The organism is Colwellia sp. MB02u-14 (assembly GCF_014076915.1).
Classification (GTDB): domain Bacteria; phylum Pseudomonadota; class Gammaproteobacteria; order Enterobacterales; family Alteromonadaceae; genus Colwellia_A.
Window position 1 is genome coordinate 1 of record NZ_JACGUX010000094.1, and the last position, 632, is coordinate 632.

The window sequence follows — 632 nt, forward strand, 5'->3', positions numbered from 1 at the left end:
TTAGCCGACTCTTCACCTTGCAGAGCCTTATCTAGTACCTCTTTAACCGAGGCCTTGTAATCATCGGTGATAAACCCCGCCACCAGATCTTTTCCCATGACATCAATCTTAGCAAAGCCAGTGAGTTGCTCGGCGCGCTGGTTCCATTCGTTCACCAGACCCGCGGCATCAATCCCAAAAATAGGGGCATTGGCCGTATCGATTAACTGGGTTAAATCATTGGCGACACTTTCCTGCTCAAGGCGGATCTTATTGAGCTCGGTGATATCTTGTCCAACCCCCACAACCCCCATAATATGACCGGCGGCATCCCGGCGTGAAGTGGAGTTCAACAGCACATCCACCCGATCGCCTGTTTTGGTATACAGCGGAAATTCATAATTAGCGGACTCTTCACCTTGCAGGGCTTTATCCAATATCCCTTTAACCGAGGCCTTGTAATCATCGGTGATAAACCCGGCCACCAGATCTTTTCCCATGACATCAATCTTAGCAAAGCCAGTGAGTTGCTCGGCGCGCTGGTTCCATTCGTTCACCAGACCTGCGGCATCAATCCCAAAAATAGGGGCATTGGCCGTATCGATTAACTGGGTTAAATCATGGGCGACACTTTCTTGCTCCTTACGGATCTT

General features: G+C 49.8%; 1 protein-coding gene. It reads right to left on the reverse strand.

The annotated features are described in order from the left end of the window. Positions 1-632, reverse strand: a 632-nt coding sequence (locus tag H4J52_RS19625) for a PAS domain-containing protein (RefSeq protein WP_182225417.1), incomplete at both ends; no start/stop codon positions are given.